The organism is Paenarthrobacter sp. TE3676 (assembly GCF_056279165.1).
Map to the genome: position 1 here is coordinate 582,823 of NZ_JBWBQU010000002.1, position 13,923 is coordinate 596,745.

At 60.6% G+C, this 13,923-nt stretch carries 17 protein-coding genes; 10 read left to right on the forward strand and 7 right to left on the reverse strand.

All coding sequences use genetic code 11. The features are described 5' to 3' along the window. The first annotated feature begins 64 nt into the window (after positions 1–64). Entirely contained in the window at positions 65–340 is a 276-nt protein-coding gene (locus tag ACZ881_RS06650) for an HPr family phosphocarrier protein (protein WP_476113483.1), read from the forward strand. Positions 341–438: 98 nt separating this feature from the next. Here the strand turns inward: ACZ881_RS06650 and ACZ881_RS06655 are convergent, their stop codons facing one another. Both ACZ881_RS06655 and ACZ881_RS06660 read right to left on the reverse strand, forming a co-directional pair. After that, on the reverse strand, positions 439–1,395 hold the full coding sequence (locus ACZ881_RS06655; protein WP_476113485.1) for a DNA topoisomerase IB: 957 nt from the start codon (positions 1,393–1,395) through the stop codon (positions 439–441). 40 nt (positions 1,396–1,435) lie between these two features. Next, the gene (locus tag ACZ881_RS06660; RefSeq protein ID WP_024819119.1) at positions 1,436–1,915 is read right to left on the reverse strand and encodes a Dps family protein; all 480 of its coding nucleotides are present in this window, start codon (positions 1,913–1,915) and stop codon (positions 1,436–1,438) included. Positions 1,916–2,221: 306 nt separating this feature from the next. Here ACZ881_RS06660 and ACZ881_RS06665 point away from each other — a divergent pair, with 306 nt between their 5' ends. After that, entirely contained in the window at positions 2,222–2,392 is a 171-nt protein-coding gene (locus tag ACZ881_RS06665; RefSeq protein ID WP_017197102.1) for a hypothetical protein, read from the forward strand. 109 nt (positions 2,393–2,501) lie between these two features. Here the strand turns inward: ACZ881_RS06665 and ACZ881_RS06670 are convergent, their stop codons facing one another. Further along, positions 2,502–2,726 (reverse strand): hypothetical protein, encoded by a 225-nt coding sequence (locus ACZ881_RS06670; RefSeq protein WP_476113489.1) that lies wholly within the window; start codon positions 2,724–2,726, stop codon positions 2,502–2,504. Positions 2,727–2,843: 117 nt separating this feature from the next. Between ACZ881_RS06670 and ACZ881_RS06675 the strand changes: the two genes are divergently transcribed. The 3 genes from ACZ881_RS06675 to ACZ881_RS06685 are packed head-to-tail and all read left to right on the forward strand — an operon-like array spanning position 2,844 to position 4,385. Further along, positions 2,844–3,374, forward strand: a complete 531-nt coding sequence (locus tag ACZ881_RS06675) for a DUF6328 family protein (protein WP_476113491.1) — start codon at positions 2,844–2,846, stop codon at positions 3,372–3,374. 5 nt (positions 3,375–3,379) lie between these two features. Continuing rightward, positions 3,380–4,093, forward strand: coding sequence for a DUF6766 family protein (locus ACZ881_RS06680; RefSeq protein ID WP_476113494.1), 714 nt, complete (start codon positions 3,380–3,382; stop codon positions 4,091–4,093). A gap of 25 nt (positions 4,094–4,118) precedes the next feature. Further along, positions 4,119–4,385: a DUF7218 family protein gene (locus tag ACZ881_RS06685; RefSeq protein WP_091464697.1), complete on the forward strand. Its 267-nt coding sequence runs from the start codon at positions 4,119–4,121 to the stop codon at positions 4,383–4,385. Between the two features lie 3 nt (positions 4,386–4,388). On the opposite strand, the gene ACZ881_RS06690 is transcribed toward ACZ881_RS06685, so the two are convergent. Then, complete coding sequence (locus ACZ881_RS06690; RefSeq protein ID WP_476113497.1) at positions 4,389–5,081, reverse strand: FadR/GntR family transcriptional regulator; 693 nt, start codon at positions 5,079–5,081, stop codon at positions 4,389–4,391. A gap of 309 nt (positions 5,082–5,390) precedes the next feature. Between ACZ881_RS06690 and ACZ881_RS06695 the strand changes: the two genes are divergently transcribed. Genes ACZ881_RS06695 through ACZ881_RS06710 form a run of 4 tightly spaced genes read left to right on the forward strand, consistent with a single transcriptional unit; the run spans position 5,391 to position 9,708 of the window. Further along, the gene (locus ACZ881_RS06695) at positions 5,391–6,545 is read left to right on the forward strand and encodes an aminotransferase class V-fold PLP-dependent enzyme (protein ID WP_476113499.1); all 1,155 of its coding nucleotides are present in this window, start codon (positions 5,391–5,393) and stop codon (positions 6,543–6,545) included. A gap of 56 nt (positions 6,546–6,601) precedes the next feature. Further along, positions 6,602–7,897: an ABC transporter substrate-binding protein gene (locus ACZ881_RS06700; protein WP_476113501.1), complete on the forward strand. Its 1,296-nt coding sequence runs from the start codon at positions 6,602–6,604 to the stop codon at positions 7,895–7,897. 6 nt (positions 7,898–7,903) lie between these two features. Further along, positions 7,904–8,875 carry a carbohydrate ABC transporter permease gene (locus ACZ881_RS06705; protein WP_476113504.1) on the forward strand — a complete coding sequence of 324 codons (972 nt, stop codon included), beginning with the start codon at positions 7,904–7,906 and terminating at the stop codon, positions 8,873–8,875. Continuing rightward, positions 8,872–9,708 (forward strand): carbohydrate ABC transporter permease, encoded by an 837-nt coding sequence (locus ACZ881_RS06710; protein ID WP_017197094.1) that lies wholly within the window; start codon positions 8,872–8,874, stop codon positions 9,706–9,708. The genes ACZ881_RS06705 and ACZ881_RS06710 overlap by 4 nt, the downstream gene beginning before the upstream one ends. Positions 9,709–9,776: 68 nt before the next feature. Here the strand turns inward: ACZ881_RS06710 and ku are convergent, their stop codons facing one another. Next, a complete protein-coding gene (gene ku, locus ACZ881_RS06715; RefSeq protein WP_091464695.1) occupies positions 9,777–10,643 on the reverse strand; it encodes a non-homologous end joining protein Ku in 867 nt (288 codons plus the stop codon). 38 nt (positions 10,644–10,681) lie between these two features. Between ku and ACZ881_RS06720 the strand changes: the two genes are divergently transcribed. Beyond that, positions 10,682–13,216 carry an ATP-dependent DNA ligase gene (locus ACZ881_RS06720; protein ID WP_476113508.1) on the forward strand — a complete coding sequence of 845 codons (2,535 nt, stop codon included), beginning with the start codon at positions 10,682–10,684 and terminating at the stop codon, positions 13,214–13,216. A gap of 79 nt (positions 13,217–13,295) precedes the next feature. Here ACZ881_RS06720 and ACZ881_RS06725 read toward each other — a convergent pair whose 3' ends face one another. Beyond that, a complete protein-coding gene (locus ACZ881_RS06725) occupies positions 13,296–13,556 on the reverse strand; it encodes a hypothetical protein (protein ID WP_054809225.1) in 261 nt (86 codons plus the stop codon). Between the two features lie 34 nt (positions 13,557–13,590). Next, on the reverse strand, positions 13,591–13,791 hold the full coding sequence (locus ACZ881_RS06730; RefSeq protein WP_043469623.1) for a hypothetical protein: 201 nt from the start codon (positions 13,789–13,791) through the stop codon (positions 13,591–13,593). Positions 13,792–13,923 lie beyond the last annotated feature (132 nt).

Consider the following 13,923-nt stretch of genomic DNA (forward strand, 5'->3'; position numbering starts at 1 on the left):
CACGGTCTAGACTTCCCACAAAGCAACCCCTCACCACAGCCACCCTCCACAAAGAGGAGCACCAATGCCAGAACGTACAGCCACCATCGCAAGCCGCGTCGGCCTCCACGCCCGCCCGGCAGCCATTTTCGCCGAAGCAGCCGGAGACCTGGATCTCGACGTCACCATCGCACGCCAGGGTGAGCCCGCGGACGACGCCATGGACGCCGCGAGCATCCTGTCACTGATGAGCCTGGGCGCTTCCCACGGCGACGTCGTGGTGCTGCGCGCCGAAGGTGAAGGTGCGGATGCAGCCCTGGAAAGCCTGGTAAAGATCCTCGAAACGGACCACGACGCCTAAACAGGGGTAAGCACCCCCAGCGACACAGGAAGAGCCTGCCAGCACCCGGAGAAGGGTGATGGCAGGCTCTTTCAGTGTCTGTCACCGCCGATAAACGGCTAAGTCTTCTCTTCGTTGAGGAAGCCCGCAACCGATGCCTCCGTGGGCTTCACTTCCGTGAGCTTGCCCGAGAGGTAGGCCTCGATGATCCTCGGGTCGACGTAGGAAGAGCGGGCTACCGACGGGGTGTTGCCCAGCAACTCCGAAGCTTCCTTAATGGCCCGCACTATCGCTTGGCGTGGCGTGCCCTTATGGCCTGACTTGATCAGGCATAGCGCCGCAGCCGCGGTGCCCTTCCACGTCCGGAAATCCTTGGATGTGTAGGCCTCGCCGGCGATACCCCGCAAGTATTCATTGATCATGGACGCGTCAACGGAAACCCATGACCCGTTGACTTGATACGCCAACAACCTCTCTTTACCCGGCCGCTGCGCAAGGGGCTCAAGGAAGGCTGCCAGAGCGGGGTCGCGGATGGATGTGTCCCACAACTGGCCGCTCTTCCCGGGGAACTTCAGGAAGACGTCCTGCCCCTCCACCCGGGCGTGACGGCATCGAAGCGTCGTGAGCCCATAAGAGCCGTTCTGCTTCATGTAGACCTCGGAGCCAACCCGAAGCGCACCAAGATCCATCAGCCGCACTGCTGCGGCGAGGGTCTGTTGCTTGGGATCTTCGGTGTTCTGCAGGTGCACTGTGACGTTGCGCCGAATTGCGGGCAGGACCAAACCAAGCTTGGCGGCCCGAAGGAACTTCTCGGTGTCCTTACGTTCCCGCCACCGGGGGTGATAGATGTACTGGCTGCGCCCTGCACCGTCCACGCCCGTGGCCAAGACGTGGCCATGCTCGTAAGGGCTGATCCACACATCGGTCCAAGCAGGCGGGATCGCCAGCGCATTGATGCGCTGGCGATCCTCTTTGCTGACCAGACTTCCGTCCGGGTGCCTGTAGCTGAACCCTTTTCCTACCTTGCGGCGGACGATGCCGGGCTTGGACAGGTCACTGCGCTTAAGCCGGGGCACGGTTCTTCCGCCCTACTCTGATCGAACCGGTCCGGTAGGTCTAGGCCTCGTCCGGATCCGTCACGGCAGCACCGGCATTCATGATTTCGGCGTTAATCATCCACACCAGCTGCTCAAGGCGGGAGATGAACGCGTGCAGCAGGTCCGCCGTCGTGGGGTCTTCCTCATCCACCTCGTCATGGACATCACGCATAGTCTGGACTGCACGCTCAACTCGGTCAGTCACCAGCTTGACGGCGTTCTTGGTGTTGACCAGACCGGCCGGGAATTCCTCCAGGCGCGTGCCCTTGGCGATGGTCGCACTGCGGCCATCGGGCAGGGCGTGGAGTGCACGCATACGCTCGGCGGTGTCGTCTGCGAACTCGCGCGTGGCCACTACAAGCTCGTCCAACTGGAGGTGAAGGTCGCGGAAGTTCGGACCCACGATGTTCCAGTGCGCCTGCTTTCCCTGGAGCTGTAGCTCAATAAGGTCTGTCAGGACGATCTGAAGGTTGTCTGCAAGCTGCTGTGACGCTTTCATGTGTTCCTCTCATGGACGTTCATGTGAGCCAAACGCGCCGCAAATGTCTGCGGCAACTGCCCAATCATCAGGTGACGACTTCAATAAGCCTTTCATAAGGTTGCTTAGTAGTACAATGAGGAGTGTTACTGTTCACAACTGGCGAACTTCACCACATGGCGAAGACCGGAATGTGATACACGAAAAGGCACTTTGAGGCCGTGGAACGCCTCCAAGTACCGGCATAACTAAATCGAAGTAAATCGGAATGCATAGTTGGGAATCGGCGATTCATCAAAGATTCCTCCAGAAAGGAATGTGCTGACCATGAATACACTTCTGATCATTGCTGGTGTAGTAGCAATTGTTCTTCTCTTGGTAGGCGGTTTCACCGAAGCCCTGAGTTGGTTGCTGTGGGTAGGCGTCATCCTCCTCGTCATTGCGGCCATCGGCTGGTTGCTGAGCTTCATGTCGGGTCGCAGGGGACACACGGTATAAACCAGAACCGGACATACCCCACCCGGATTCAAAGGGCAGGCCTTAAGCACTTACAGACCGTGAGGGCTGTTCCCACCACTGCAAGTGCGTTGGGAGCAGCCCTCTGGCATCACCCGTCGCCGTCGGCGCCTTTACCGGTCGCTGAAGGCGGCGGGGCTGCATCAGGGTCCTGGGGTGTGGGGAACTCGTCACCAGGGGTGTCGGGGACTCCCTGGGCCGGCCGTTCCGGCGTCTCGCGTTCATCACCCTGACCAGGCATTTCCTGTTCCGGGGTGGGTGTGCCGTAGCCGCCGGGGTCGCTCTCGGGGTCCACGCGGTGTTCGTCCTGGTTCATTGCTTCCTCCTTGGAAATCCGATGAGGCCCCGATAGAAAAGATCGAGGAATGCTGACAGTTCGACCGTAGTCGCGTGCATGGTCGTCGTCCACCAAAACCACCACGGAGGTGCACAAATGGTAGAGCCGGAGCAGGCTCCCAGGATCGGCAGGAACGAGTCCACCGAGGAACGGATGGACCGCAACTGGATGGAATTGATCCAGGAGTTACGGGTTCTCCAGACAGGGGTACAGATCCTTGGCGGCTTCCTGCTCACGCTCCCCTTTCAGGAACGATTCGAACTCCTGGACGACTGGCAACGGAGTCTTTACCTGTCCAACGTGATGGTGGCAGCACTAACCACAGTCCTCATCGTGCTGCCCGTCAGTGTTCATCGCCGCCTGTTCCGTAGGGGGCTCAAGGCCACCTTGGTCTCCAGCGCCGATATTGTCACCAAGTGGGCGTTGGCTGGCGTGGCGTTGTTGATCGTTGGCTCTGCCACCTTGGTCTTCGACTTCACCGCCGGACGGACGGCCGGGCTTGTGGCCGCCGGATTCATCATTCTGGTGCTGCTGCTCCTTGTAGTGGGCACTCCGCTATGGCTGCACCGCCGCGCCATCCGAAACGGCAACGGCAACGGCAACAACGGACAAGCAAGGGACGCGTAAGGAAGATGCTGCGGCCCTCCAAACACCAGGAAACTTCCGGCAAGGACAACAAGCCGGCGCGCCACTGGGTCAAGGATCATGGCCTGCTGCTGGTCAACGCGGGCCTGTTCGTCGTCTTCCTTGGCGGAATGATCATCTCAGGGGCGGCAAATTACAGCGAAGAACAACAAGCGCACGGAGAGCCCGCGACCGGCATTTCCGATTTTCTGACGTCCGGCGCCTTCTGGGAATCCGTCTTTGAGAACTGGGAGTCGGAGTTCCTGCAGATGGCCATGTATGTGGTCCTGACGGTTTTCCTGTTCCAAAGAGGCTCCTCCGAGTCGAAGCCAGTGGACAAGGACGCTCCACAGGACGAGGACCCCCGCGACGCCAAGATGACAGCCAAGACCCCTTGGCCGGTGCGGCGGGGCGGCTGGGTCCTGAAGGTCTACGAGCACTCGCTCTCGGGCCTGCTGGGCCTCATATTCCTCGCTTCGTTCACCTTGCACGCGGTGGGTGGCACGGCCGCTTACAACGAGGAGCAGCTGAGCCATGGCCTGCCCGAGATCTCCACGTGGGAATACCTCGGTTCAAGCCGGTTCTGGTTCGAATCCTTCCAGAACTGGCAAAGCGAATTCCTGGCCGTGGCCGTCCTGGTCGGCGCCTCCGTGTACCTTCGCGAACGGGGTTCACCCGAGTCCAAACCGGTGGCAGAGCCACACTACGAGACGGGCGCCTAAACCAATTCAGAGAAAGGAAGGCATCATGCCTGGAAAGAAGAACTCCAGTTTGAAGGACCCCAAACTTTATGAAGAGCTCCGCGAGGATGGCGCATCCAAGGAGAAGGCTGCCCGCGTCTCGAACGCTGCCGCGGCCAAGGGCCGCAAGGAAGTAGGACGCAAGGGCGGAAAGTCCGGTGATTACGATGACTGGACTGTGGACAAATTGAAAGCCCGAGCCAAGGAACTTGGCCTCAAAGGCTATTCAGACAAGAAGAAATCCGAGCTCATCTCGATGCTGCGGAATCACTAGCAATTAATCCTGGAGCCGGGGGGCCGGCCGCAGTTTCTTCAACCAGGCCTCACTCTGGGCAATATGCGAGGCTGCTGCAGTGGCCGCCAGCGTTGGATCCTTGCGGGCGATCGCGTCCACGATCGCACTATGGCCTACTGTGCTGCCTTCGCGCACTTCAACCCCCTCTTCACCGTCGAAGATACGGAAATGTCCACCCCGGGAACGGAAAAGGCTAACAAGCGCCGCAAGGGTCGAGTTGCCACTCGCACGGCAGATCTCCTCGTGGAATCGTGAATCCAGTTCAGAGTACTCGGAGGGACTGTCCGTGGCCTCCATACTTTTTACGAGCCCCGTCAGCGTGTCCAGGACCTCCGGCGTGGCATTCGCCGCCGCGACGGCGGCAGCATGGGATTCCATGAGCCTGCGGATCTCAAAGAGTTCCAGCAGTCCGTCGAGCGGAAGCAAATCCACCAGGAGGGCGAAATTCTGGAGGATGACTGTCGGCTCAAGCGAGGATACATAGGTCCCCGAACCGTGCCGTGATTCCATGACGCCCAGGGCAGACATGGCTCGCACCGCCTCCCTCAGGGAGCTCCTCGATACGCCCAGCTGAGCGGAGAGCTCGGCCTCGGGTGGGCACTTTTGCCCCGCCGCGAGTTCACCAGAGGCAATCTTGTTCCTCAGGCCCTGCATAGCCGTCTCGACAGCACCCAAGTACGTCGCCTCCTTTAGATGTCCGTATCACGCTACCGCACTGGGCGTTCAGTACGGTTGAAGTGAATCATTGTCATGCCTCTTGAATCAAGAGATCGTACCTTTGCCACGAACATGCGGGAGTTCTGCGGTCAAAAGGCCCTCTCAATACCAAAGTCATCTTATGACTATTTGGAATTGTCCGTTGTCTCATCATGGCCTGTGATGTAACTTACAGAGCGTTGACTCATCCCGCCGACGAAGGACGCCGTGTTTCCAGCACCCCTGACAGTCCCCCGCCCGATGTTGACCCCAGAGGGCCACCCCGCAATGGCTGACTGGAGCCTTATACCGTCCAAGGTCCACCTCAACCACGGTTCATACGGGTCCGTTCCCCGGGCAGCCCAAGTGCAGCAACGGAAGCTCAAAGAGCTCATGGACCAAAACCCCTGCCCTTGGTTCATGGGCCAGTTCGAGCTGGTAGCCACGGCGAGAAAGGAGATCGCGGAATTCCTCAACGTCGACCCCCAACACCTGGCCCTTGTCACCAACGCCAGCGCGGGTGTTAGTGCCGTGTACAACTCGCTGCTCTTCGCACCCGGCGACGAGATTGTGACCACCAATCACGCCTACGGTGCTGTGTTGCAGGGCGCAGAGCGGGTGGCCCGGCGGGTCGGCGGGCAGGTCCGGATCGCGGAAATCCCGCTCGCGGCGGATGCGGACGAGGTCTGCACACGGGTCATGGCCCAAGTAACTCCCAGAACGGCCCTCATTGTGGTTGACCAGATCACCTCGGCAACTGCCCGCGCCTTTCCTGTGCAGGAGATCGCCCGCGCGGCTTCCCTCGTGGGCGTGCCCGTGCTGGTGGACGCAGCACATGCACCCGGTGTGTTGGAGTTCCCTGTGCCGGACATTGAAGGGTTCTGGGTTGGCAATCTCCACAAATTTGCCTGCGCGCCCAGGGGAACCGCAGCGTTGGTGGCGCGGGGACCACAGGCTCAGGGGCTGGAACCACTGATTGACTCTTGGGGCTTTCCTTACCGTTTCCCGGAGAACTTCGACCACGTCGGCACGCAGGACGTTACCTCGTGGATGGCGGCGCGAACGGCATTCGACACCATAGAAGACCGTTATGGCTGGGCGGCTTTCCGCAGCTATGCCGAGGAACTCTGCGACTACGGCCAATCACTGATCGGCGAAGCCTTTGCTGCTGCGACCGGCCGGAACCCGGCAGTGGATGTTGGCATGGAGGTTGGGCCCTTGCGCCTGGTCCGCCTGCCGGGGGGCCTCGCCACAACCCACGAAGATTCCCACAAAGTCCGCGGCTATATCTCGGATCAACTGGACATCGAAACAGCCATCACCACGTTCAACGGGGAGGGTTATCTGCGGCTTTCAGCCCATCTCTATAACTCCCCCGCGGATTACGAAATCTTCGCGGAAAGAGCTGTTCCGGAACTCGTCCGGCTCGCCCGATCCCTCTAGACCCCACCCGCACCCCAAGCGGTGCAATCACTCAAACTAATCAACGGAGGACCCACGTGAAATCCAGAATTATGGCGTCTGCGGCAGCAGGCCTGGCGGCTGTTCTTGTACTGGCGGGGTGTGGAGGAGGCCAGGCGGCCAGCGACGGCAAGGTCACCCTGAAGATGGTGGAAAGCCTCACCAATCCCACCCGCACGGAAACCCTGAAGAAGCTCATCTCCGGGTTTGAGCAAGCAAACCCCGACATCAAGGTGGAGCTGATTTCACCGCCCACTGATCAGGCCGACCAGAAGATCCAGCAGATGCTCCAATCCGGCAAGGGCATTGATGTTGTGGAAGCCCGGGACATCACAGTGGGATCCTTCGGTGCCAACAACTGGCTGTATGACATGACAAAGGATCTGGACGGCTGGGACGGCTGGAACAACCTGACGGAGAACGCCGTCACCTACTCCAAGCAGAATGGCAAGACCTACTACATCCCGTACGGCTTCTACGGGCTGTCCCTGTTCTATCGTTCGGATCTGGTCCAGGAGGCCGGTTTCGACGGTCCGCCGAGCAGTTGGGAGGACATGGCGAAGCAGGCCGAAGCACTTAACAAACCCGCCGAGAACAAGTTCGGCTATGCATTCCGCGGCGGTACCAACGCAAACTCCAACGCCGTCGCCATCATCGAGGCCTACGTGGCTGACGAGATCGATCGCGAGAACGCCTTCAAGCTGACCAGCGGCAAGACGATCTTCTCCTCCCCCAAGGCCCAACAAGCCATGGATCTCTACATCGACCTTTTCAAGAAGGGATCCCCGCCGTCGTCGGTGGCGTGGGGTTATCCGGAAATGGTGCAGGGCTTCAGCAACGGTTCCACGGCCTTCCTGCTGCAGGATCCTGAGGTCATCGCCACCGTCAAGGAGTCACAGGCCATCAAGCAGGACCAATGGAACGTTGCACCCTTGCTGGTGGGACCGGGCGGCAAGGCGATCCAGCCCGTAGCTTCCGCCGGCTGGGGTATCGCGGAGTCTTCCAAGTCCAAGCCCGAGGCAGTCAAGCTCATCAAGTACTTGGCGCAGGGAGACGCTGCCACAACCTTCAGCAAGGACAACAGCCTGGTTCCCACCCAGAAGTCTGCCGCCCAGGACACTTTCTACAGCACCGGCCCGTGGGCGGCCTACGTGAAGATGACTGAAAACCCTGACACGTACGTCTCCGCGATCCAGCCGCGCAGTGTCTCTTGGTGGACGGAGTGGATCAAGAAGGCCGACGGCGAACTTCAGCGCGTCCTTACGGGGCAGATGTCCACGGCTGACCTGCTGTCCAGTTGGGACAGCTACTGGACCGAAAAGATGAAGGGATAGCTTCCGGTGACTCTCGACGTCAAGCAGGCCGCACCGCCCCCTTCGGGGCGGAAAGCCGCTCTGTCGGAACCCGGCAGGGGCAGCTCGTCCAAGCGACGGTTCAACGGCCGGACCGCGTTGACCTTGCTGGCTTTCCTGGCGCCGGCTGCGGTTTTCGTGGGGATCTTCACGTACTACCCCATGATCGCCGGCAGCCAAATGGCGTTCCGGAACTGGAACCTTAATGACCTTTCCGATACGTCCTGGGTTGGCGTTGGGAACTTCAGGAGCCTGTTCGATGCTCCCGAATTCGGCACGATCGTCCGCAATACGGTGGTGTGGGTCGTTGGCTCGCTGGTTCCGCAGGTTGTCATCGGCTTCGCGGTGGCACTGTTCCTGAAGCGGCGGTTCCGGATGCGTGGAGCGTACCAGGCCATGATCTTCTTCCCGTGGGCTGTGTCCGGGTTCCTCATCGGCATGCTGTTCCGGTGGATGTTCAATGCGGAATTCGGTGTGGTCAATGACCTCCTGATGAAGGCGGGGCTCATCAGCTCACCTATTCCGTGGCTGTCCGATCCCGGATTCGCGATGACAGCGATCATCATTGCCAATATCTGGTATGGCGTGACCTTCTTCGCCATCATGATCCTCGCGGCGCTGCAATCGGTGTCCGATGAAATGTATGAGGCCGCCGCCTTGGATGGCGCGGGCAAGGGGCGGACATTCTTCAGCATCACGCTGCCGAGCATCTCCACGACACTGGCGCTGACCATCCTGTTGCGGGTGATCTGGATCTTCAATTTCCCGGACATCATCTTCGCCATGACCGGCGGCGGGCCGGCGGACCAAACCCACATCATCACTACGTACATGATCAAAATTACCCAGGAAGGCGACTACGGCAAGGCGTCCGCCCTTGGATTGATCGTGATGGTCACCCTCATGCTCTTTGCAGCCTTCTACCTCATGGCTGTCCGCTTTCGAAAGGCAGACCGATGATCAACAGTCCCACGCTTATTGGCCGGGTTTCAAAGATCGTCTTTTTGGGCCTCTGCCTGATCGTCACAGTTTTTCCGTTGTACTGGATCGTGGTGACCTCCCTGAAGGAACCGGGGGCCATCTATTCGCTGCCCTTGGATTACTGGCCAAAGCAGTTGTCCTTGGACAACTACATCGGGCTGTTCACGAAGTCGGACTTCGGCCAGTACATGCTCAACAGCCTGGTGGTGGCGCTGGTGGCGTCCTCGGTGGCCACACTCATCTCGCTGCTCTCCGCGTATGTCCTGGCGAGGTTCCAGTTCTCCGGACGCGGGGCTGTGCTTGGTGCGTTCCTCATCACGCAGATGATTCCCGGGTTCATTGCCTTGGGCCCGCTGTATCTGATGATGACGGACTTCGGCTTGGTTGATTCCAAGACCGGCCTGATCCTCATCTACATCGCCATCTGCATCCCGTTCTGCACCATCATGCTCCGTGGCTTCTTCGAGAACGTCCCCGACGCCTTGGAAGAAGCCGCCATGATTGATGGCTGTTCAAGGCTGAGTGCGCTTTTCAGGGTTATCGTTCCGGTGATGCTGCCGGGCATAGCGGCGAGTTTCGTGTTCAACTTCGTGAACTGCTGGAACGAGTTGTTCCTGTCCGTGACACTCATGAACAGCGACAGCAACAAGACCATCCCGACGGCGTTGGCTGGCTTTATCTCCAGCTTCAACATCGATTGGGGCTCCATGTCCGCTGCCGCGGTTTTGACAGTTGTTCCCACGCTGGTGATCTTCGCCTTTGCCAGCAAGTTCATCGTCCAGGGACTTACTGCGGGGTCAGTCAAAGGCTGAACCAGGCACACAACAGGAAAGCAGCGCCAGGTTTCTGGCGCTGCTTTCCGTTAACGCCCGACGCCGGTTCACGCCTTTTTCTTGGCCCGCGCCTTTGGTTTGCTGGCAGTTTTGCTGGCGGCAGCGGCGTCGTCGTCCGCTTTTTCCTTGCCGCGTTTCTTGTCCAGGCTGCGCTTGAGTGCTTCCATGAGGTCGATAACGTCCCCACCCTCGCCTTCTCCTTCCACCGCGCCGAAGGTGGCCTCGGTGTCCAGGGCCTCGCCCTTCTCCAATTTGGCCTCGATCAGCGTTCGGAGCTGCGCTTGATAGTCATCGGTATATTCATCGGGGTCAAAGTCGTGCGCCATGGATTCCACCAGGGCGGAGGACATCTCCAGTTCCTTGTCGGAGATCTTGATGTCGGTCTCCAACGACGGGAACTTGGCCTCGCGGACCTCATCGCCCCACAGGAGTGCCTGCAGCAACAGCACGTCCCCACGCACCCGCAGCGCCCCCAAACGGGTCTTCTGCCGCAGCGCGTACTGGACGATGGCGATCCTGTCCGTGTCCTCCAGCGTCTGCCGGAGAAGCATGTACGCCTTGGGAGATTTGGAGTCCGGCTCCAGGAAATAGCTGCGCTCGTACATGATGGGGTCCAACTGCTCGGCGGGGATAAACTCCACCACCTCAATTTCGCGGCTGTTCTCTTCAGGCAACGATTTCAATTCGGCAGACGTCAGGACCACTGTGCGGCCTTCTTCTTCGTAGGCCTTGTCGATATCCTCGTACGCCACAACCTCGCTGCAAATTTCGCATTTACGCTGGTACCGAATGCGCCCGCCGTCCTTATTGTGGACTTGGTGCAGGCCAATATCGTGATCCTCCGTGGCACTGTAGAGCTTCACTGGTACGTTGACCAGACCGAACGCGATAGATCCCTTCCATATGGCCCTCATGCACCCAGTCAACAGCACAACACAGCAGAGGAGAAGAGGTGGCAGGCAAGCAACAGGAGCGGGTGAACGTGGAAGGCCACGAGCTCACCCTCACCAACCTGGGGAAAATCATCTACCCCGAAACCGGCACCACCAAGGCAGAAGTGCTGGGGTACTACGCCGCCGTCGCACCTTTCCTGATCCCGGCCGCTGCCAATCGGCCCGTCACGCGGAAGCGTTGGGTCAACGGAGTGGGAACTGCTGAAGACCCCGGGCAGGTGTTCTTCCAAAAGAACCTCGAGGACTCCGCGCCCAAATGGATACCCCGTGCCGCCATCCAACATTCGGACCACACCAACGTGTATCCCATGGTCAACAATCTGGCCACGCTCACGTGGATGGCCCAGATCGCATCCTTGGAGATCCACGTTCCCCAGTGGCAAGTGGATCCCTCAGGGAAGCCGCTCCGACCCGACCGCTTCGTTCTGGACCTTGACCCCGGGCCGGGGGCCGGACTTTCCGAGTGCGTTGAAGTGGCCAAGCTGGCCCGCTCCATCTTGCAGGACATGGGCATGGATCCAGTCCCTGTCACTAGCGGCAGCAAAGGCATTCACCTCTACACAGGCCTCGACGGGACCTTGAAGTCCGAGCAAGTGTCTGCCTTCGCCAAAGAGCTCGCCCGGGCCTTGGAGTCGGACCACCCGGAGTTGGTGGTCAGCGACATGAAGAAGTCCCTCCGCCACGGCAAAGTGTTGGTTGACTGGAGCCAGAACAGCGGGAACAAGACCACCATCGTCCCCTACTCGCTGCGCGGAAAAGCCCACCCTACAGTCGCCGCGCCCCGCACCTGGCGGGAGCTCGCCTCCCCCTCGCTGGGCCACCTCGACTACTTGGCCGTCATGAAGCGGGTTGCTACCGGCAAGGACCACTTCGCGTCGATCTCCGACCGGCACCTGCCGCCGCACGGCGAGGATGAGAATGACGACGACGGTGCTGCTTCGGGTGACTCCGGTGCCCGTGGGCGTGTGGTGACGGTCGAGAACCGTCTCGCCAAATACGTCGGGATGCGCGATCCGGGCAAGACCCCGGAGCCGTTTCCGTCGTCGTCGGCCGTTTCTCCCACACCAACCCGGGCCTCGTCCTCGGAGCAACCGAAGCCCGGCGACCCTCCGCCGCCGGGAGGCATCTTCGTCATCCAGGAGCACCACGCCCGCCGCTACCACCTGGATCTGCGCCTGGAGCACAACGGCGTCCTGGCCTCATGGGCGCTGCCGCGTGGCATCCCGGAAACCCCCGACCGCAACAACCTCGCCGTCCATACCGAGGACCACCCCATGGAGTACGCCACCTTCGCGGGCGTCATCCCGAAGGGCGAGTACGGGGCCGGGACCATGACCATTTGGGACCGTGGCGAGTACACCTGCGAGAAGTGGCGAGACGGCAAGGAAGTAATCGCGACCCTCACAGGCGAGCCGGGCGGTGGCCTGGGCGGCACCAAACGCTTCGCGATCATCAACACTGGTCAGAACTGGCTCATCCACCTTATGAAGGAGCAGCCGGGAGGGCGGCGGGCTACCGCAGCGGCCAGCAAAGCTGTGGCACCCAAGTCCACTCCGGCGTCTCCACAACCCATGCCGAACTACACCCCCATGCTCGCCACCTCCGGAACCACCACCGATCTCCGCGGCGACGATTGGCTGTATGAACTGAAGTGGGACGGAATCCGGGCGATCATCACCGGCACCGACGGCAAGATCCGGCTCATGAGCCGCAACGGGAACGATCTCACCGCCGCCTATCCCGAACTGACGGACCGCGCATGCTGGCCCGACGGCGACTTCGTGGCTGATGGCGAAATTGTGGCGCTCGGCAAAGGCTCCCGGCCTGATTTCGGGCGGCTGCAGCTCCGGATGAACCTGGTCAAAGCTGCGGACATCGAACGTGCCCGATCAACGGTTCCGGTGCAGCTGATGCTGTTCGACCTTCTTTACGACGACGGCACGGACCTGAGCGGGCTGCCCTTCCGAGAGCGCCGCGAAAGACTCTCCGGGTTTGCGGGGCGCCTGCGCAAAGGTTGCCCGCTACATCTTTCAGCGGTGTTGGACCACGACGTAGAGGACCTCATGACCAGCGCCGCCGAGCTTGGCTTGGAAGGTGTCATGGCCAAGAAGGCTGACAGTCGCTATGTGATTGGTCGCCGCAGCAGGGCCTGGATCAAGCTGAAGCTGGAGCAGAGCCAGGAAGTGGTGGTGGGCGGTTGGCGTCCCGGTGCGGGCGCAAGGGGCGGGACCTTCGGTGCGTTGCTGCTGGGCATCCCCGACGGCGAGAAGCTGCACTACGTGGGCCGGGTGGGCACCGGGTTCAAGGACTGGCAGCTCCGGGACGTCATGGAGAAATTGGAGCCCCTGGTGGTGAGTGACTCCCCCTTCGCGGACATTCCCCGGGAGGATGCTGCGGGCGCCAAGTGGGTGAGCCCTGAGCTGGTGGCCGAGGTAACTTTCGGTGAATGGACGGGTCCCGGCCGGCTACGGCACCCGGTGTGGCGTGGCTGGCGTCCGGACAAGTCCCCTGCCGACGTAAGCCAGCCCAACTGAGTCGCAGATAACGCTCTATTGAAGGTTCAGTAGGACGTTTGCTGTTACTTAGTTGGGCTGGCTACACGGGGTGGTGCGGTTAGGAGGAATGTGGCATCTGCGGGCGGCTGGTCCTATGGATCGCCGTCACAGCTGCACCCTGGCCCATGCGGCCGTGGGCTTGGTCGCGTTCCTTCGGGTGGCGACGTTTACCGTTACCGTCCGGCCACTGCCTGCTCTGGTCAGCGCCCAGTGCAACGGCGATGGCGGTCGGTTCGGGCATAGGGGCCATGTCCATGGACTCCACCAAGTGGCTTGCAACCTCAGGATTGATGCGGTCGGAATCGTGATTCGCAGTCATGGTTCTTCCTTTCCAGTGTGCCTGTCCGCAGGTTTTACCAGCGGACCTTCTTCTCGGTCTTAGCCTGCTTGCCGCTGGCGGAGGTGGGCTTGTGCCCCTTGCCGGTGCTCTGCCAGCCGGCCGGTGCACCACCCCCGGATTTGCTGGCCAGCATGGCCTTCTGGGCGTCGGTCAGTTTGGACTTGATACCACCGGAAGCCGGGGTCTTCTTGTTTTCGGAAGGGTTGGCAGTCATACGTGGACTCCTAAAAGTGTGAGTCCTGAAGAGACAAGTATCCCATGTCGTTGCGGTTCGGGAAAAAGGCGTCGAGAACGGGAACGGCATGGAGGCAGGGCCTCAACAGGCGTGGATTTTTGTCAGGTGAAA

Excerpts from the sequence above, each read along its gene's own strand:
- ACZ881_RS06650 (WP_476113483.1), top strand. The coding sequence starts at position 65 with ATGCCAGAACGTACAGCCACCATCGCAAGCCGCGTCGGCCTCCACGCC.
- ACZ881_RS06660 (WP_024819119.1), bottom strand. The coding sequence starts at position 1,915 with ATGAAAGCGTCACAGCAGCTTGCAGACAACCTTCAGATCGTCCTGACA.
- ACZ881_RS06665 (WP_017197102.1), top strand. The coding sequence starts at position 2,222 with ATGAATACACTTCTGATCATTGCTGGTGTAGTAGCAATTGTTCTTCTC.
- ACZ881_RS06670 (WP_476113489.1), bottom strand. The coding sequence starts at position 2,726 with ATGAACCAGGACGAACACCGCGTGGACCCCGAGAGCGACCCCGGCGGC.
- ACZ881_RS06675 (WP_476113491.1), top strand. The coding sequence starts at position 2,844 with ATGGTAGAGCCGGAGCAGGCTCCCAGGATCGGCAGGAACGAGTCCACC.
- ACZ881_RS06680 (WP_476113494.1), top strand. The coding sequence starts at position 3,380 with ATGCTGCGGCCCTCCAAACACCAGGAAACTTCCGGCAAGGACAACAAG.
- ACZ881_RS06685 (WP_091464697.1), top strand. The coding sequence starts at position 4,119 with ATGCCTGGAAAGAAGAACTCCAGTTTGAAGGACCCCAAACTTTATGAA.
- ACZ881_RS06695 (WP_476113499.1), top strand. The coding sequence starts at position 5,391 with ATGGCTGACTGGAGCCTTATACCGTCCAAGGTCCACCTCAACCACGGT.
- ACZ881_RS06710 (WP_017197094.1), top strand. The coding sequence starts at position 8,872 with ATGATCAACAGTCCCACGCTTATTGGCCGGGTTTCAAAGATCGTCTTT.
- ku (WP_091464695.1), bottom strand. The coding sequence starts at position 10,643 with ATGAGGGCCATATGGAAGGGATCTATCGCGTTCGGTCTGGTCAACGTA.
- ACZ881_RS06725 (WP_054809225.1), bottom strand. The coding sequence starts at position 13,556 with ATGACTGCGAATCACGATTCCGACCGCATCAATCCTGAGGTTGCAAGC.
- ACZ881_RS06730 (WP_043469623.1), bottom strand. The coding sequence starts at position 13,791 with ATGACTGCCAACCCTTCCGAAAACAAGAAGACCCCGGCTTCCGGTGGT.